Annotated in this window: 18 protein-coding genes; 10 read left to right on the forward strand and 8 right to left on the reverse strand. The window is 68.4% G+C overall.

Annotated features, from left to right (window positions below; genetic code table 11):
* Positions 1-92: 92 nt before the first annotated feature.
* From A5780_RS11170 to A5780_RS11185, 4 genes are all read right to left on the reverse strand, one after another.
* On the reverse strand, positions 93-1049 hold the full coding sequence (locus A5780_RS11170; RefSeq protein WP_064908369.1) for a DUF5926 family protein: 957 nt from the start codon (positions 1047-1049) through the stop codon (positions 93-95).
* A 93-nt stretch (positions 1050-1142) separates the two neighbouring features.
* Positions 1143-1910, reverse strand: coding sequence for a glycerophosphodiester phosphodiesterase (locus A5780_RS11175; protein ID WP_063016478.1), 768 nt, complete (start codon positions 1908-1910; stop codon positions 1143-1145).
* Complete coding sequence (locus tag A5780_RS11180; protein WP_231982919.1) at positions 1907-2989, reverse strand: DUF4328 domain-containing protein; 1083 nt, start codon at positions 2987-2989, stop codon at positions 1907-1909. Before A5780_RS11180 ends, A5780_RS11175 begins: the two co-directional genes overlap by 4 nt.
* A gap of 75 nt (positions 2990-3064) precedes the next feature.
* Positions 3065-3448, reverse strand: coding sequence for a rhodanese-like domain-containing protein (locus A5780_RS11185; protein WP_174555014.1), 384 nt, complete (start codon positions 3446-3448; stop codon positions 3065-3067).
* A 448-nt stretch (positions 3449-3896) separates the two neighbouring features.
* Here A5780_RS11185 and A5780_RS11190 point away from each other — a divergent pair, with 448 nt between their 5' ends.
* From A5780_RS11190 to A5780_RS11205, 4 genes are all read left to right on the forward strand, one after another.
* Positions 3897-4505 carry a hypothetical protein gene (locus A5780_RS11190; protein WP_063016479.1) on the forward strand — a complete coding sequence of 203 codons (609 nt, stop codon included), beginning with the start codon at positions 3897-3899 and terminating at the stop codon, positions 4503-4505.
* A 260-nt stretch (positions 4506-4765) separates the two neighbouring features.
* Positions 4766-5389, forward strand: coding sequence for a superoxide dismutase (locus A5780_RS11195; protein WP_030516750.1), 624 nt, complete (start codon positions 4766-4768; stop codon positions 5387-5389).
* 220 nt (positions 5390-5609) lie between these two features.
* The gene (locus tag A5780_RS11200) at positions 5610-6137 is read left to right on the forward strand and encodes a hypothetical protein (RefSeq protein ID WP_030516749.1); all 528 of its coding nucleotides are present in this window, start codon (positions 5610-5612) and stop codon (positions 6135-6137) included.
* Positions 6138-6495: 358 nt separating this feature from the next.
* Entirely contained in the window at positions 6496-7212 is a 717-nt protein-coding gene (locus A5780_RS11205) for a TMEM165/GDT1 family protein (RefSeq protein WP_064902478.1), read from the forward strand.
* Here A5780_RS11205 and A5780_RS11210 read toward each other — a convergent pair.
* Positions 7195-8184: a YafY family protein gene (locus A5780_RS11210; protein ID WP_064908370.1), complete on the reverse strand. Its 990-nt coding sequence runs from the start codon at positions 8182-8184 to the stop codon at positions 7195-7197. The genes A5780_RS11205 and A5780_RS11210 overlap by 18 nt on opposite strands.
* A gap of 61 nt (positions 8185-8245) precedes the next feature.
* Between A5780_RS11210 and A5780_RS11215 the strand changes: the two genes are divergently transcribed.
* Positions 8246-8815, forward strand: a complete 570-nt coding sequence (locus tag A5780_RS11215) for a DinB family protein (protein WP_064908371.1) — start codon at positions 8246-8248, stop codon at positions 8813-8815.
* Positions 8815-9252 carry a VOC family protein gene (locus A5780_RS11220; protein ID WP_064908372.1) on the forward strand — a complete coding sequence of 146 codons (438 nt, stop codon included), beginning with the start codon at positions 8815-8817 and terminating at the stop codon, positions 9250-9252. Before A5780_RS11215 ends, A5780_RS11220 begins: the two co-directional genes overlap by 1 nt.
* An 18-nt stretch (positions 9253-9270) precedes the next feature.
* Here A5780_RS11220 and A5780_RS11225 read toward each other — a convergent pair whose 3' ends face one another.
* A complete protein-coding gene (locus A5780_RS11225; protein ID WP_064908373.1) occupies positions 9271-10026 on the reverse strand; it encodes a TetR/AcrR family transcriptional regulator in 756 nt (251 codons plus the stop codon).
* A 186-nt stretch (positions 10027-10212) separates the two neighbouring features.
* Between A5780_RS11225 and A5780_RS11230 the strand changes: the two genes are divergently transcribed.
* Together A5780_RS11230 and A5780_RS11235 are read left to right on the forward strand one after the other, a co-directional pair.
* Positions 10213-10980 (forward strand): SDR family NAD(P)-dependent oxidoreductase, encoded by a 768-nt coding sequence (locus A5780_RS11230; RefSeq protein WP_030516743.1) that lies wholly within the window; start codon positions 10213-10215, stop codon positions 10978-10980.
* A 243-nt stretch (positions 10981-11223) separates the two neighbouring features.
* The gene (locus A5780_RS11235; protein ID WP_063016489.1) at positions 11224-12576 is read left to right on the forward strand and encodes a lipase family protein; all 1353 of its coding nucleotides are present in this window, start codon (positions 11224-11226) and stop codon (positions 12574-12576) included.
* 85 nt (positions 12577-12661) lie between these two features.
* Here the strand turns inward: A5780_RS11235 and htpG are convergent, their stop codons facing one another.
* Together htpG and A5780_RS11245 are read right to left on the reverse strand one after the other, a co-directional pair.
* Positions 12662-14677, reverse strand: coding sequence for a molecular chaperone HtpG (gene htpG, locus A5780_RS11240; protein WP_064908374.1), 2016 nt, complete (start codon positions 14675-14677; stop codon positions 12662-12664).
* Complete coding sequence (locus A5780_RS11245; RefSeq protein WP_063016504.1) at positions 14674-16344, reverse strand: TM0106 family RecB-like putative nuclease; 1671 nt, start codon at positions 16342-16344, stop codon at positions 14674-14676. The genes htpG and A5780_RS11245 overlap by 4 nt, the downstream gene beginning before the upstream one ends.
* Positions 16345-16741: 397 nt before the next feature.
* On the opposite strand from A5780_RS11245, the gene A5780_RS11250 reads away from it, so the two are divergent.
* On the forward strand, positions 16742-17383 hold the full coding sequence (locus tag A5780_RS11250; RefSeq protein WP_030516739.1) for a DUF6474 family protein: 642 nt from the start codon (positions 16742-16744) through the stop codon (positions 17381-17383).
* A 109-nt stretch (positions 17384-17492) separates the two neighbouring features.
* On the forward strand, positions 17493-18002 hold the full coding sequence (locus A5780_RS11255; RefSeq protein WP_063016494.1) for a hypothetical protein: 510 nt from the start codon (positions 17493-17495) through the stop codon (positions 18000-18002).
* Positions 18003-18048: the final 46 nt, after the last annotated feature.

Genomic DNA, 18048 nt, shown 5'->3' on the forward strand with positions numbered 1-18048 from the left:
CGAAACGTGAAGAACGAACTCGGCCTGCCGTCCGGCGGGCCGAGTTCGTCGTCTGAAGCCGATGCGAAACGCTTGTCCCGCAGCGGGTTTCGCTAGCGCAGGGTGACCTGGCGCGAGCGCAGCCCGTCGCGCGAGCGCCGCTCGTCGGAACTCATCGGGGCTTCGGAGGCCAGCGCTTCGGCCAGACGAGCGCCGAATTCGTTTGCGGGGGTGACCCATTCACTCGGGTGGCGTTCGCGATCCAGATCGAAGACCGGCACCAGCAGGCCGTGCGTGCGGAACGAGCCCGCGAATCGGGAACCCTCGCCCAGGTGCAGTCCGCCCGCGGCGTGCACGCGCGCGAGGGCCAGCATCAGGTCATCCTCGTCCTCGGGCCGGACCCAGCGCAGATGCGCCTTCTCCCCCGCGTCGACCCACCACGCCGCGCCCACGGATTCGGCGCCGAGAGCGAGCCGATCCGACGGCATGATCGCCTGATCGGCCTGGTCGATCGTCGCGGCGACCTGCGGATCCGGCGTGACGCCCTCCGGGACCCACCACTGGAAGTTCTGGTGGACGGTCAGATCCAGAGGCGCCTTGGGGTCGATCACCTCGGTCAGCGGGGGCACCGTGTCCTGGGCGGCCTCACTTGCCGCGGTGAGCGATGCGCCGGGTTCGGCGGCCTGCGTCCACAGAATCGCGGCGGCCAGGTCGGCGGCCGGATTCTCCGACTGGAACTGCACCTGCGACCCGACGAAACCGGTCGGCTCGTCACCGGCACGGACCAGGGCGGCGACGGCGCCGGGCAGCACGGTGGCCAGGGTCACCGGACGCTCGGCGGAGACGCCGGCGGCCAGTTTCAGGGTCGCGGTCGCCGACGGAACGAACTCGCGGAGTGCGACCAGGTCGCATTCGGCGGCCAGCCCGGCGAAGGGACGCGTGACGGCCGAGGCGGCCTGCTGTTGCGCCGCACGACGTTCGGCGAGGCGCTGAGCCCGATTACTGTCGGGCTTGGGAGTATTGCGCTTCTTCTTACCCACGAACGCAGAACCTACATGTTCCGCGGCCATCGGCGCGCAGGGGCGCACCGAATCCGCCGCGCAGGGGCGCCGAATCCGCCCCGCGGGACGCATCGAGTCGGCCGCCGGGGCCGGCCGGGTGGATCAGATACCGTCCAGCACGGTTTTGGTCCGGCCGGGATGGTTGGTCGCGACCCAGCTGACGCCCAGCTCCGCGCACAATTCGACGTCCTGGGGATCGTCGACGGTCCAGCAGTAGGTGGCGCGGCCGGCCGCCGCGGCCTTGTCGACGAGTTCGGGATGTTCGCGCAGGGTTTTCACCGACGGGCCGACCGCGGTGGCGCCGACCGTCGTGGCGGCGCTGCCGCCCAGATACCGCGAGGATTCACCGAGCAGCACGGTCGGCAGCAGCGGCGCGGCGCGGCGGATGCGCCATACCGCGGTGGCGGCGAACGACATCACGACCGCTCGGGAATGGTCGGCCGAGGCCGGTGTGGCGATGCCGAAGCGCTGCAATTCGGCCAGCACCTTGTTCTCCACCAGCGCGCCGTAGCGGACCGGATGCTTGGTCTCGATGAACAGTTTGGTCGGCCGGCTGCGCCAGTCCAGTACCAGCGTGATCAGCTCGGTCAACGTCAGCACGGGTGCGGGGCTGCCGTCACCGCCGAAGTCGAGTTCGCGCAGCTCGTCGAGGGTCATCTCGCTGACCAGGCCGGTGCCGGACGAGGTACGGTCCACGGTCCGGTCGTGCACACAGACCAGGTGACCGTCACGGGTCAGCCGGACATCGCATTCGACACCGTCGGCGCCCTCCTCCAATGCCAGCTCGTAGGCGGCGAGGGTGTGTTCGGGACGGGTCCCCGACGCACCCCGGTGCGCGACCACGAACGGTGCGCGATTGCCCTGGCTCACTTGGCCATGACCTCCTCTTGTTCGACGCGCTCCGCTTCGGTGTGCTCGGCTTCGGTGTCCGGTGCTTCGACGTGGTCGCCGGCCGACCGGTTGTCGGCTTCCACCGCGGCGACCGGATGGACGGGCTCGATCACCGGCACCGCCGGACCGGTCGCGGGCAACCAGCGCTTGGGCATCCGGATCCGGCCGCGCAGATCACGACCCTCGCACATCCGCAGCACCCACAGCGACAGCACCGCCGCCGCGACCGCGACCAGATCGGTGTAGACCGTGAAGATCACACCGTCGGCTTGGCCCTGCAGCGTATCGGCCGTACGCCAGAACAGCGACGCGATCACCATCACACCGTTGAGAACCCAGACACACCACCAGATCCGCACCGCGCGCAGCGCGCGCGGATCGCCACCCAGCTGACGCACCAGTTCGGTGAGGAAAACGCCGGGCCAGACCAGATTGACCACCGGAATGATCCCGCCGCACAGCAGCGCCCGCAGGGAGCGGGGATCGCGGCGGCCGTTGTCGGCATAGGCGCTGCGGCGCGCGCGGACCAGCCAGCCGATCAGGCCCACCGCGGTGACCAGCGCGCAGATCAGCGCGGCGACCGAGGTCGCGTAGACGGTGAGGTCGGAGAAGAACAGCAGCAGCGGCTGGATCAGCCGGGTGCGGTTGCGCAGCAGAATCAGATAGCGGCCGAATTCGGCGACCGCCGACAGTCCGAACAGGATGACGGTGGCGAGCAGCAGACCGGCCACCCGTTCGGTCAGCCAGTGCAGGACGGCCTGGACCCGGTTCTGCGGCGTGACGGCGACGTGCGGCGGCCGATCCCGCAGTCCCCAGCGCGGAATCTCGGTGTAGCGCGGGGTGGCGGGATCGACTGCGGGCGCCGGACGCGGACGTTCGCCCCGCGGGCCGCGCCCCGGCGGGCGGGCCACCCAGCGGTAGTTACGCCGTTCCGGCGGCGCGTCGACGGGTGCCGGCGACAGCAGCACACCGCGACAGCGCGGGCACCAGTGCATCGGGGTGCCGTGCACCGCCCAGCGGGCGCCGCACCGGGCGCAGGGTTGCACGACCGTACTCACCGGGCTGCTCCCCCTTCCATCCAGTCGACCTTCATCATCGGGTGTGCGGTTGCGCTCGTGGTGTTCGACGGCTCGTCAGTAGATTTTCGCCTCGTGATCGCCCGGGGTGCTCAGTGGGCGTCCGGCCTGCTGCCAGGCGACCATGCCACCGACGACCTGGTAGACCTCGAATCCCACGTACGCCAGATATTTGGCGACCTCGATCGAGCGCCCGCCCTGCCGGCAGACCACGTAGATCTCGGCGTCGTAGTCCAGTTCGTCCAGGCGTGCGGGCACGTCGACCATCGGGATGTGCAGCGCGGCCGGCGCGTGGCCGAGCTGCCATTCGTCGGCTTCGCGGACATCGAGCAGGATCGCGGACGGGGCGCCGGTACCGGATCCGGCACCCGCCGACGGTGCGGCGTCGAATTCGGCAGGCAGATCCTGGACCGGCACCGAGGGGATTTCGGAGCTCGTCACAATGGACGATCCTGCCATGTCCCCCGGATCGGCGGGGAGACCCGGCAGTCGATCGCCCGGGTGAACTCCAGGTTTGTTCCGGCCGTCGATACCGTGCCGCACACCCCGGGCAAACCGACCTGTGTATATCTCACCCCCAGTTATCCACATAATCCACAACCTCATCCACAGGTTGCGACTTGCGAGACCGGTCGGTTCGCATCATCCGATTCGGGAAAACGGAACGGGGGCCGCTCCGGGACTCCCCTCCTCGTCCCGGAGCGGCCCCCGCCGCCGCCTGCGGGCCTCTGCGCTGGTCAACGGCGTATGACCGGCCGCTACGAGAACCCGACACATACTTGGACGGGCCGTCTGACCGATCGGTTCCCTCTCTCCGGCAAAAAACCGACAACACTAGCGAGAAACCGAAATACCGAGCTCGACGGCGGGGAATCGGTAGCCTGACGCTATGGACGCGAGCAGGGCGTTACTCGACGGATTGGATACGGCCGGGCTCAACACCGCACTCGCCGAGGCGACCTGTCTCGGACTCGTGGTCGACGCCGCGGACGCACGACTTCGAATCGAACTGGAGGTGCTCACCCTCCCCGGTGACGGGCAGCCCGCCGACGGCCGGGTGTCGCTCACACTGTCCGGGGTCAGCCGGGTCGCGGCATCCCTGCGCCAGCAGCGCTGGGATGATCTGGAACCGCATATCTTCCCCCTCACCCTCGACACCCTCGGGGACGCCATCGCCGGATTCGGCGGCGGCGCCCTGCACGGCTGGGATTTCATCGACGTCGACGACAGCGGCTGGGCGCTGTGGCGCGAGCTGCTGAGCTTCGACACCACGATCAGCGATCGGACCCCTGCCCACGTCCTCGAGTTCTCCCAGCAGGAGGGCACCGATCCCCGCGAACTGGATGTGCGGGTCTGGTTCGAGGACGTCACCATCGAGACCGCCGACGGAAGTCTGGTCGGTCTCGACGAATTCGCGGCCGGCGCGCGGCGCTGGTGGGAGGCACACGACTCGTGCGATCCGCGCACCATGCTGCCCGACGTCGCACCGCCGATGTAGGCCCGGATCGCGCCGCCGAAGTGGCGGAACCCGGTATCGGGATCCACGCGAAATGTGCGCCGACATGCGTTCAGCGTGAATAAATCTCCGAGCCGGGGCATATCTCGGGCATGCGCCCTCGATCCTGGCCGCACAGTCGATTTCGGGCCGTGGGAATCTAGGGTGGACCGGACCCGGTTGCATCGAGCGGGTGTACGAATGAAGGTTGGTGTGCTCGACAAGACCGGGTACACGCGCCGACATCATGAGGAAGGGACATCGTGGCTGAGTACACGCTGCCAGATCTGGATTACGACTACGGCGCCTTGGAGCCTCACATCTCCGGGCAGATCAACGAGATTCACCACTCGAAGCATCACGCCGCATACGTCGCCGGCGTCAACACCGCGCTCGAGAAGCTGGAAGCCGCGCGCGAGGCCGAGGACCACGGCGCGATCTTCCTGCACGAGAAGAACCTGGCCTTCCACCTCGGTGGTCACGTGAACCACTCGATCTGGTGGAAGAACCTGTCCCCCAACGGCGGCGACAAGCCGGTCGGGGACCTGGCCGCCGCGATCGACGACCAGTTCGGATCGTTCGACAAGTTCCGCGCGCAGTTCACCGCTGCCGCCAACGGCCTGCAGGGTTCGGGCTGGGCCGTGCTGGGTTACGACACCCTCGGCCAGAAGCTGCTGACCTTCCAGCTGTACGACCAGCAGGCCAACGTGCCGCTCGGCATCATTCCGCTGCTGCAGGTCGACATGTGGGAGCACGCCTTCTACCTGCAGTACAAGAACGTCAAGGCCGACTACGTGAAGGCGTTCTGGAACGTCGTCAACTGGGCCGACGTGCAGGAGCGCTTCGCCAAGGCCGTCGCTCAGGGCAAGGGCCTCATCTTCGGCTGAGCCGATCCGCCTCTCCGCGTACTCAGGCCATACCGTTCCGGTATGGCCTGAGTTGCGTTCGGGGCCGTGTTTCGACCGTGTTACCTGCGATTTAGCACTCTCTGGTACTTGTGTGCCAGACATTGTTCGAGTCATTCTCGGGTACTCCTATCGCACGATAGGCCGAGGACGGGCTCGCTCACCGCGGAGCCGCCCCCGTTGACAGTTCGGGAGGCATCCGATGCGTACGAACAATCCGGTCGGGGTCACGCCGTTCCAGGCCCGCGGCCTGCTGCGTGGCTTCGTGATCTCCGGGCGCTGGCCCGATACGACCAAGGAATGGGCGCAACTGCTGGCGCTCGCGGTGCGGGTGGCGAGCCTGCCCGGCCTGCTGACCACCACGACGGTCTTCGGGGCGCGCGAAGAACTGCCCGACGACCCTCATCCGGGCACCGTCGGACTGGTGGTGGCCGAGGGGCCGGTATTGGGCGAGGAAGCGATCGAGCCGGGGCGCTTCGCCGATCATGTGCCGCCCGCGCTGATGATGTTGCATCCGCCCTCCGAGACGAATCCGTCGCTACCCGAATGTGTCGGCGCCGCGTCGGGATGCGTTCTGCTGCCGGGCGTTCCGCATCTGGGGCTGGCGCACCGGGCGGCGTGGGTGGAGGCCGAACTCGACGGCACCGTCACCTCCATGGTCAGCCGCGTGGGCGTGGATCCGATCTCGGATCCCGATACCGCGGTGCTGGCCATGCTGCTCGCCGCCTGAGGTCCACGACGCCCCTTCCCACCCGCGACACGGCGGTCCGAACGAGGTGCCCAGCCCCGGCGAAACCCCTTCGACGGGTACCCGAAACTTTTCGGCCGCATCGCCAAACTTATTGCGCGCATTGCGATTTCGGCAACAGGGAGTTGGCAGCCGGGTAGGGGTAAGGGTAAGCTGAGATACAGCGAAGGGGAGTAGCCCGCAATCGCATGGTCGACATACTGATCCGCTGGACGGATCCGGCCATGCGAACCGGTTTTCCGGTGGACGAGACCTTCGGCCGACGACACACCGTTCATGCGGCGTGGTCGGCTGAGGGCGCCCGTCTTCGGCCGATACGCCGGAGACCTGGGAGCCGATAATGATCGCCGCGATACTACTGAGCTTCGGCGTGCTCTTCGTCGCCGAACTCGGCGACAAATCGCAGCTGATGGCCTTGACCTTCGCTCTGCGTTACCGCTGGTGGATCGTGCTGGGCGGTATCACCGTCGCGAGCGTGCTGGTGAATGTGATCGCCGTCGGCGTAGGACATTTCCTCGGAGCTGCCCTGCCCACCGAGTTGATCGCACTCTGCACCGGCATCATCCTGCTGGCGGTCGGTGTGTGGACGCTATGGGCGTCCCGGCACGAGGAACCCGATCCCGACGAACCCGTACCCACCGGCCCCACCTCCGCCGGCCGCGCCTTCCTCATCGTGATCTCGTCGTTCCTGCTCGCCGAACTCGGCGATCGGACCATGTTCGCCACCATCGCGCTGGCGTCCAATCACAACTGGGTGGCCGTCTGGGCGGGTTCGGTCGCGGGCATGGTCGCGGCCGGCGGTCTCGCCATCGCGATCGGCATCACGGTGGGCAAGCACATTCCGGAACGAGCGGTCGCGGTCGCTTCCGGCCTGCTGTTCCTCTACATCGGTGCCGCCACCCTGCTCGGCGCGGTGGCGCCGGACCTGGGCAAACTCGGCGAATACTCGCTCGCGGCCGTCGTGCCGCTGCTCGGCGGTGCGGTGTGGGGCCTGCTCGGGCGCCCGGATCGGCCCGAGGAGGAGCCGGCGGAACCGCATTCACTGCAGGGGCGCTGAGCGGCCGGCGGCCCGGCCCGGTTCGGCTATCGCCGACAGATCGCGGGCCAGACGGGCCGCGGCCTCCCGCAATTCCGGCGGCTCGACGACGTCGACCTCGAAACCCAGGCGCACGATGCGGACCGCGAGCGAGTCGAGGTCGTCGCCGGCCACCGTCAATACCGACCAGCCGTCGCGATCGTCTTCGACGCGGCCGACCTGGGGCGGAATCAGGTCGCGCACCCGGGCGGAGTCGGCGTGCACACGGATTCGGGCGAGGTGGCGGTACGGCGCCTCGGTCACCGATCGCTGGACGTAGCCGACCGGGTCCGGATGGTCGCGGGGACGGAAACGCCAGGTCGTGGCCTGCACCTCCCGCATGCGGTCGAGGCGGAAGGTGCGCCAGTCGTCGCGGTCCACATCGCGGGCCATGAGATACCAGCGCTGGCCGGTGGTGACCATGCGGACCGGTTCGACGGTGCGTTCACCGGCGGCCCCGGTGCGGCCGGCGTAGTGGAAGCGGACCCGGACGGCGTCCCGGCAGGCCCGGGCGAGCGTCATCAGCAACTCGGCGTCGATCTCGATTCCCGGACCGGCCATGGTCTCGGTCGCGTCGTGGACCGCGCGCACCTCGGCCCGCAATCGGGGCGGCATCACCTGATCGAGCTTCGTGAGCGCCCGCAGCGCCGCCTCACCCGCGCCCGCGACGGTTCCTCCGGTGGCCAGGCGCAGCGACACCGCGGTGGCGATGGCCTCCTCGTCGTCGAGCAGCAGCGGCGGCAGCCGCTTACCCGCGCCGAGTTGGTATCCCCCGCCGACACCGGCCGTGGCCTGGACGGGATAACCGATCGCGCGCAGACGCTCGACGTCGCGGCGCACCGAACGATCGGTGACGCCCAGCTCGGCGGCCAGTTCGGTGGCCGTCCACGACGGCCGCCGTTGCAGCAGGGCCAGCAGCCGCAGCACCCGTTCGGTAGTCGCCTCGACGGTCATGTGCTCATGGTGGCACAGATTGCGGAAGGTTTCTGTCCGCTATTCGCGCGAAGCTGTGTCCATGACCGACTGGAACAAACTGCTGCGCGAGCAGATCGACTGGCACTGGACCAACCAACTCCGGCCCCGGCTCGACGGGCTCACCGACGACGAGTACTTCTGGGAACCCGTGCCCGGCTGCTGGAACCTGCACCCGCGCGGCGCCGGCAGCGCACCGATCCAGGGTGGTTCCGGTGCGATGACCATCGACTTCGCCTTCCCGCCGCCGGAGCCCGCGCCGTTCACGACGATCGCGTGGCGGCTCGGCCATGTGATCGTCGGCGTACTCGCCGTGCGCAACGCCGCGCACTTCGGGCGCGCGGCCACCGACTACTATTCGTTCGAGTACGCCGAGACCGCGAAAGAAGCACTGGCCCAACTCGATTCGGAATATGCCACCTGGCTGGGCGGCATCGAATCGCTGGGCGAAGACGGCCTCGACCGTCCGTGCGGTGCGGCCGAGGGGCCCTATGCCGAACTCCCGCTCTCGGCACTGGTTTTGCACATCCATCGCGAACTGATCCACCATCTGGCGGAGGTCTGCCTGCTGCGCGACCTCTACCTGCACCGGAACCGACAGGAGGCGAGCTGATGGCCCGCGATGTCCAGATCACCTTCGACTGCGGCGATCCCGCGACATTGGCCGAGTTCTGGGCCGACGCCCTCGGCTACCGGCTGCAGGATCCACCACCCGGATTCCGGACCTGGGACGAGGCGCTGGCGGCCATGAATGTGCCGCCCGAACGGCGCAACGACGCTTCGGCGCTGATCGACCCCGAGGGCGCCGGTCCGCGGCTGTTCTTCCAGCGGGTGCCCGAGGGCAAACAGGCCAAGAACCGCGTACACCTGGATGTGCGGGCGGCCCCGGGCCTCAGCGGCGACGAACGGATGGCGGCCTTGGAGGCCGAGGCCGAGCGGCTCGTATCCCGCGGCGCGACCAGGCTGCAGCGCCACGAACCCGCTCCCCCGCTGGGCAACGGGCATATCGTGATGGCCGATCCGGAGGGCAACGAATTCTGCCTCGACTGAGTCGGCATCCCGCGGTGGTCACCAGGGATCGAAATGCTCCCGCGGATCGGTGCGATCGAGGGCGCCGGGGTCTGCGGGCACACCGCCGAACAGATCGCCGCTGCGGCGGACCAACTCGAGCATGGGCTCGCGCAACTCGCGCAGCCCGTCCAGATCATCGGCCGCGACGTGGGCTGTCACCATGGCGCTGAGGGCGGCCACCATGGTGCGGCACGCGAAGCGCTGCTGATCGGTGCGGGCGTCGAGAATGTCCGCGACGAGCGAGACGAACGATTCCTGCAGTTCCGCGCGCCGCGCGATCGCCTTGGGCCCCGCGGCGTAGACCTCGACGAGGAACAGGCGCGCATAGGCCGGTTCGGAGGCCAGACCGTCGAGGTAGGCGTCGAGCAAGGCGCCGATCGGCGGGCCGGCCGGGGCATCGGGCCGGCGCGCAGGATTTCGTGCGGAATCGCTGCCGCCGGTGCCGGTCCCGGCGGACCGATCCGGGACCGGTGGCAGCGCGTCCTGCATGCGTGCGATCAGCAGTTCCACCGCTCGCTCGTAGGCCGCCTCGAAACATTCCTCTTTCGAGCGGAACTGCTCGTAGAAGGTCTCCCGCGACACACCCGCTCGCTTGAGCACCGCCGCGACCGACGTGCCCACATAGCCGTGCGCGGCCATCGCATCCGCCATCGCCGCGAGGATTCGGTCGCGCTGGTCCTGGACGACCGTTTCCCGTGGGATTCCGTGCCGGCCCCGAGGGAGCCGGCGGTCCGCGGGGGCCGAGGCGGTCATGTGGTTACTCCATCGATCGATCGCGTACCGGTTCGCAAACGAAACTAGCTGGTTGTCTTCCATTCTGCGCGGTGCCGGCTTCCCACGCGGCGCACCCCCGGCTGTGACCGCACCCACGCCCGATATGGTGCTGTTGACGGAAGGCCAGTACCCATAGGGCCGTCACTAACGAGAGGACCAAACACCGTGGAGATTTCGGGCTCCGCCGCGATCATCACCGGAGCTGCGTCCGGTCTGGGCGCCGCGACCGCAAAACGCTTCGCCGACCAGGGTGCGACCGTATTCGGTCTCGATCTGGCTCAGTCGATCGAACGGGCCGGCGACAGCGTCCCCGCCGGTGTCACCCTGATCCCGACCGACGTGACCAGCAACGACGAGGTCGCCGCCGCGGTGGCGAAGGTCGTCGAATCCGGTGTGCCGCCGCGCATCGTGGTCAACTGCGCCGGTGTGGGCTGGGCGGGACGCATCCTGTCCAAGAACGGCCCGCACGATCTGGAGCTGTTCCGGACCGTGATCACCGTGAATCTGCTGGGCACCTTCAACGTGATGCGCCTGGCCGCCGATGCCATCTCCAAGACCGAGCCGGTCGACGAGTACGGCCAGCGCGGCGTCGTGATCAACACCGCGTCGGTGGCGGCGTTCGAGGGCCAGATCGGCCAGATCGCCTACTCCGCCTCCAAGGGCGGCGTCGCCGGCATGACCGTTCCGGCCGCGCGCGACCTGGCCCAGTTCGGCATCCGCGTCAACACCATCGCCCCCGGCATCATCGACACCCCGATGCTGGCCGGCGTCACCGAGGAGTACCGCAAGGGCCTCGAGGCCGGTGTGCCGTTCCCCTCGCGCCTGGGCCGCCCGGACGAGTACGCGCAGCTCGCGCAGTACATCACCGAGCACGACTACCTGAACGGCGAGACCTTCCGCATGGACGGTGCGCTGCGCATGGCGCCGCGCTGACGCCGGCTCGCGATTGCGCTCGAGGCCGACACGGGATTCCGTGTCGGCCTTTCGATTTCGTGGACGAACGGCTGCGCGGGCCGTGGGCTGCGCTCGGGGCCGGCGGGTCGACGGTTGTGAACGGCCACAATTTTTGCGGCGCGGTTTCGGGGCGGCTGACGATGAATTTCTCCCCAGCGGGAAATACGGCTATGTTAAAGCCTATTCTACTGGGAAGTAAGTTCATAAGGCCAGGTCGTAACGATGAAGTTGGATCGCAGTGCACAGGACTCGAGGGCGAGTGGATCGCCGAGACGGCGCCGCGGGGGCATACGTCGGATCGTGGCGCTCGGGGCCGCGGCGTGTGCGGGGGCGACGCTCGGTGGCGTGGCCGCCGGTACCGCCACCGCCACCCCGGTGAGCGAGTTCTACACTCCCCCTGCGCAATTCGCGACCGCGCCGGGATCGGTGATCAAGACCGAGCCGATGCCGGTGTTCATCGCACCGCCCGGACTCGGGCCATGGCCGGTGAGCGCGCAGAAGGTCATGTACACCTCGCAGACCCAGGACGGTGAGCCGGTCGCGGTCAGCGGCACCTACATCGACGCGACTCGCCCGTGGCAGGGCACCGGGCCGCGGCCGACCGTCGTCATCGCGCCCGGCACCTCCGGTCAGGGCGATCAGTGCGCGCCGTCGGAGGCCTTCTCCACCGGCCTCTACGCCGACATCACGCCGCCGAGCGTCTCCGCGAATCAGGAGGCCGTCTCGGCCATGGCCTGGAACTCGCTCGGCGCCCGGGTCTTCGTGACCGACTACATCGGGCTCGGCACCCCCGGCGTCCATACCTACGTCAACCGCGTCGAGGAGGCGCACGCCGTCCTCGATGCCGCGCGCGCCGCGAATGCGCTCTCCGGCACCGGCCCGCGCACACCGCTGGCCTTCTGGGGCTATTCCCAGGGCGGCGGCGCGACCGCGGCCGCGGCGGAACTACAGCCGAGTTACGCCCCCGAACTGGACCTCAAGGGCGTCTGGGCGGGCGCGCCGGTGGCCGATCTGTCGGCGGTCCTGCAGAAGATCGACGGCAATCTGATCGGCGGCGTGGTCGGATACGCCCTCAACGGATTCCTGGCTCGTTATCCGGACCTGAAGCCCGAACTGGACAAGCGGGTCACGCCGCAGGCCCAGGAACTGCTCGCGGATCTGCAGAACGAGTGCATCGGCGATGTGATCCTGAAGCACCCGTTCCTGCACGGCAGTGATTTCACGGCCGATCACCGGTCGATCCTGGACAACCTGCGCGAGGTACCGGCCGCCATCGACATTCTGGATCGGCAGCGCATCGGCACGCTCACGCCGAGCGCGCCCGTCCTGATCACCAGCGGCATCAACGACGACACCGTCCCCTACGACCAAGCCCGGCGGCTGGCCGGCGACTGGTGCGGTCACGGCGCGACCGTCACGTTCCGCACCGACACTCTGCCGCCGATCCTGCCCGGTGCGGCGCTGCCCAATCACTTCGGACCCGAAATCATCGACGGGTTCGGAACCGACAACGCCATCTCGTATCTGGTCGATCGGCTGAACGACAAGCCGGTCGCCGGCTGCACCGTCGACTGAGGACACGGCCATCGGCGCACCGCGCCGAAAGGATAAGGCTCGCACGGACTTCCGTGCGAGCCTTACCGTGTTTCCGGAGGTGCGGTCAGACGGTCTTCGTGAGCCGGTCCGCCAGCAGTTGCGCGAAGTGGGCCGGATCCTTCAATTCGCCACCTTCGGCGAGAATCGCTGTGCCGTAGAGCAATTCGGCGGTAGCGGCCAATTCTCCGGACTCCTCGGCGGTGTCCTTGTTCGCGGAGTACGCATCGCGCAGTCCGGTGACCAGCGGGTGCTCCGGGTTGAGTTCCAGAATTCGCTTGGATTCCGGCAGGGCCTGGCCGGACGCCCGGTACATGCGCTCCAGCTGCGGGGTGAAGTCGAAGACGTCGCCGACGACACAGGCCGGGGAGGTGGTCAGGCGGGAGGACAGGCGGACCTCCTTGACGCTGTCGCTCAGCGTCTCCTGCAGCCACTTCAGCACATCGCCGAAATCCTTCTCCTGCTGCTCACGCAGCTGTTCGGAGGCCTTCTTCTCCTCCTCGGTCTCCAGATCGACTTCGCCCTTGGCGATCGACTGGAACGGCTTGCCGTCGAAGTCCGGCACCGAGCCGACCCACATCTCGTCGACCGGATCGGTGAGGATCAGCACCTCGAGGCCCTTCGCCTCGAACGCCTCCATATGCGGCGAATTCTCGATCTGCTGCCGGGATTCGCCGGTCATGTAGTAGATCTTGTCCTGGCCTTCGGCCATGCGCTCCACGTACTGCGCGAGCGTGGTGGGCTCGGAATCCGAGTGCGTCGAGGCGAAAGACGAGACCTGCAGGATGGTTTCGCGGTTGTCGAAGTCGGAGAGCAGGCCCTCCTTGAGAACTCGGCCGAATTCGTTCCAGAAGGTCCGGTACTTCGACTCTTCCGCGGTGGCGTCGCCGTCGCCGGATTCGGCCGACTCGGCGCCCTGCATATCCTTGATCGTCGACAGCACCTTGCGCACCAGGCGCTTGCGGATCATCTGGATCTGCCGGTCCTGCTGCAGAATCTCGCGCGAGACGTTGAGCGAGAGATCCTGCGCATCCACCACGCCCTTGACGAAGCGCAGATACTCCGGCATCAGCTCTTCGCAGTTGTCCATGATGAATACGCGGCGCACGTACAACTGCACCCCGCGCTTGTGCTCGCGCATGAACAGATCGAACGGCGCGTGCGACGGGATGAACAGCAGCGCCTGATATTCGAACGTGCCCTCGGCCTTGAGCGGAATGATCTCCAGCGGGTCGTCCCAGGCGTGCGAGACGTGCTTGTAGAACTCCTTGTACTCCTCGTCGGAGACGTCGCTGCGCGGGCGCGTCCACAGCGCCTTCTGGGAATTGAGCGTCTGCTCCTCGAGGATGGTCTTCTCGGTCTTCTCCTCGCCCTCGCCCTCGGTGACGGTGCGCTCCACCTGCATCCGAATGGGCCAGGAGATGAAGTCCGAGTACTTCTTGACGATCTCGCGGAGCTTCCACTCCTGCGTGTAATCGAAGAGGTGATCGTCCTCGTCCGCGGACTTCAGGTGCAGCGAAACCGCGGTGCCCTGAGGCGCCTCGTCGAGGGTTTCGATGGTGTAGGTCGAGCTGCCGGCCGCGGACTCCCAGCGGGTGCCCTCGGACTCACCCGCGCGGCGGGTCGTCAGCGTGACCTTGTCGGCCACCATGAAGGTCGAGTAGAAGCCGATACCGAACTGGCCGATGAGGTCCGCGGGAGCGGAGCCCGCGGAGCGACCCGGAGAATCGGCGTCGGCTCCGTTCATTTCCAGCAGCTGACGACGCAGTTCGGCGGTGCCGGACTTGGCCAGGGTTCCGATGAGGTCGACCACCTCGGCGCGCGACATGCCGATGCCGTTGTCGCGGACGGTCAGCACCCGGGCGTCCTTGTCGACCTCCAGTTCGATATGCAGATCCGAGGTGTCGACCTCGAGATCCTTGTCCCGGAACGACTCGAGCCGGAGCTTGTCCAGCGCGTCGGAGGCGTTCGAGATCAATTCCCGCAGGAACGTGTCCTTGTTCGAGTAGACCGAGTGGATCATCAGTTCCAGAAGCTGATGGGTCTCGGCCTGAAACTCCAGTTGTTCGACGTGATCGGTCACGTGCAGATATTACGACGGACCGCGGGTGGCTCGCGAAAGTCGGTCATCGCGGGAACCTCGGCATCGGCGCTGTGCGCGCGGGGCTGCGCGGGCGCCATCCATTCGCGCAGCACCTGGGTCGCGCGCACATCGTCCTCGTTGTATTCCAGCAGCCGGGTGCGCTGCGACAGATCGGGCGCACCGTCGTAGCCGACCGCCAGGCGATACCAGCTCATCGACGCCTCGCCGCCGGCCTCGGGATCGCGCCACCCGAATCCGGCGACCGGAGCGATCTTCTTGAGCCCCTTGCCGTTCGGGCAGATGAACTGCTCCGACACCGCCTGGAACATATCCACCCACTGCGGGCTGTCGACGAAGGCGCGGACCTCGTCCGCGCTGGGTACCCCGGGCCGTCCGGCGAAGCGGCGCGCCGATTCGTAGAGCCACTTGTCCTCGGCGGTGCGCGAGTAGCAGTAGGCGGCGAACGTCTTGCCCGCCGCGGCCGCATCGGCGCGCACCGCCATCAGCCAGGTCCAGAATTCGGCGAACGAGCGGGCCTCGTCGGCGGTCGGCAGCGGGTCCCAGGTGAAGAAGGGGCGATACACGCCGTCGAGCAGGGTGCCCCACAGATAGGCGCCGTATTCCTGATAGCTCTCCAGGTCGACGTCGACCTCGACGTCGGCCCGGGTGACCCGCACCCGATCCACGCGGCGGACCAGCGGCGCGCCCGAGATCCAGGCGCGCGCGGTCACCACCGTCTCGGCGAACGGCTCGTACTGCCAGTCCTCGGGTTCGTCCGCGGTCCACTCGGCCAGATCGTCGATGGTCTGCACGCCGTGGCGGCGCAGCAGTTCGGCGCGGGATCCGGGTGCGACGAGGCTGACGTCGCGATGGTCCGCCAGCCAGCCCTCACAGCTCACCGCGGGAGGTTCGGTGATCCCCGTTCGCTCGACGATCGGCGCCCGTGTCCACCACGGGCACTGCCGGCATTCGGGCACCTTCGACGGCACGGTCGGCAGCTCACCGCGCACCACCGCGATGCGGTCGGCATAACGCCGGTCGTACTCGTCGAGCACCGGACCCAGGTCGTGCACCAGGATCCGGTCGAAGTGATAGCCGATCGCCCCGCCGACCAGGGCGGGACTGGCCAGCCCGTGCCGCTGCAACATCCGGTAGAGGTGGGCCAGCCGCTGCTGGTCTCGCGGCTGGGTGCGGACGCGGACGTGCCGGTCGGGGCGCGGATCCCAGTGGTACAGATCGGAGGTGGTGGGGTGGAAATCGGCCGGATCGGGCTGGCGCGGATCGGTCACCTTGTGGTTGACCACGATGATCGGGATATAGCCGCCCCGATCGGTGTCGCGCAGCAGGATCTCGCAGCCGCCGCGACGACCGGTATCGGGCTCCTGGGGCAGCAGCGCACCCCAAATGCGCTGCGCCCCTTCCGAACACGCGCGCAGCGTATCCTCGGCGCGACCGCTCGCGGCCTGATCCGGATCGATGATCACCCACGCCTGTGGGTCGGCGGCGACGAGTGTGTCGCGGACCTTGGTGCGATGCGCGGTGGCGGCGTCGCGGCGCTGTTTGACACCCGCGTCCTCGGGCACCCCGAGCAGCCGTTCCGGATGGGTGGCGTCCAGATGCAGCCGATGCCGGCAGCCGACCAGTGCGCGCGCGTCGACGTAGGCGATTCGCGGCGGATGTTCACCGGCCTCGGCGGGGGTCGAGATATTCACCGTATCGGCCGAAACCTGCTGCGCCCGTTCCACTTCGGCGGGCACTACGGCGGTTCGGCGAGCAGCAGCCCGCCGCTCGTCGCCTCCGCCGTCCTCCTCGCGACCGTCCCGGTCGCCGCTGCCCGAATACACGGTAAGCAGTATGGTCCCTACCTCCGACACTCCCGCGAACCGCCTGCGTGCTGGGTGTACGCGGGGCCGCTACCTCGGCACTCCCGCCGTCCGGAGCTCGGATCGCCGCGAACCGTCCGCCGCGGCGGCGCCCTCGGGTCCGCATCCCGCTACAGTTGGCGCAAACCGTGTGGCATGTGGGTATATCAGCATGACGGAACTTCGTGACGGAGGGCTTTCGATGGGGTTGTTCACCAAGCGCAAGCGGCGTGCGGACCGCAAAGCCGAGGCGAAAGCCCTCAAGCACAAGGCCGCGATGGAGGCCAAACTCGGCGCCCGCAACGAACGCAAACGCCAGCGCGCCGAGATCCGCACCCAGCGCGAGGTGGCGAAGGCTCAGATCGCGACCTTGAAGGCGGAGGAGAAGGCCGCCCTCAAGACCGCCGAACGAGCCGACCGCGAACTGCTCACGGCGAGCCAGGTGAAGAAGTATCTGGGCGTGGCGCGCGTGCTGGTGCCGGTGCTGGCGCCGCTGGCCTACCGGGCCGCCACCTTCATCCGCGGCCAGATCGACACCCGCCGCGCCCATCGACTGGGTATCGGCATCGGCGAACTGGGCAACTTCACCGGCCACGGCGCCCGCCTGCAGGCCCGTATCACCGGTGTCGAATCGACCCTGGCCGGTATCGAGAACTCCGGTGACAAGAGCGGCGAGACGCAGAAGTTCGTGGCCGCCACCCGCGACCGGCTCGCCAGCCTGTCCGCTGCCGTGCGCACCGCCGAGCAGATGCCCGCGCCGCGCCGGCGTGCGGTGCACAACTCCATCTCGCACGAACTGGCCGGCGTCGAAGCCGATATCCTCGCGCGCCTCGGCGTGCACTGACCGACCGCTCGCCATGCCGCATCGTGCCCGGCCCACAACCGGATCTCCGCCTTACCGGCGAGCGGTCCGGCGGCCGGGCATCGATGGCCTGCGGGGCGGGCTGGTCGGTATGGCGGTGGTGGTCCTCGCGGTGGCCGCGCACGGATGGGCCGACGGCGGCTATCCCGGCTCGGCGACGCTGGCGCTGCTGCTGCTGAGCGCGGCGGCCACCGGAACCTTCGCGTCGATGCTGCCGCCCACCGGTGGTGCGCGTGGCCGGATCGGCATCCTGGCGGCACTCGGTGGCGGACAGGCGGTCTCGCATATCGCGCTGAGTCTGCTGCCCGCTCATCGGCCCGGTGAAACATCGTGCGGGAGCGGCCTTTCCGGGCTGATCTCGATCTTCCCGAACAACTGGATGACACTGGCGCACACCCTCGCCACCGTGGTGTGCGCGGTGCTGATCGTGGCCGTGGAACGGCTGTATGCCGCGGTCTCCCGATCGGTCCGCGCCGTCACCACCCGGCCGCAACCGCCGGTGGATATCGCCACACCCCGGTGGCGGACCTCCGCGCGGCAAGCGCGGCAGCAATGGAGCGCCGGCGCCCTCGGCTCCCGCGCACCCCCGGTACTCGCCTGAACCGATCCTCGACCACAGGCAATTCCTCCGGCATCTCGCCGAGTAC

The sequence above is a fragment of the Nocardia sp. 852002-20019_SCH5090214 genome, assembly GCF_001665865.1.
GTDB classification, from domain to species: Bacteria; Actinomycetota; Actinomycetes; order Mycobacteriales; family Mycobacteriaceae; genus Nocardia; species Nocardia nova.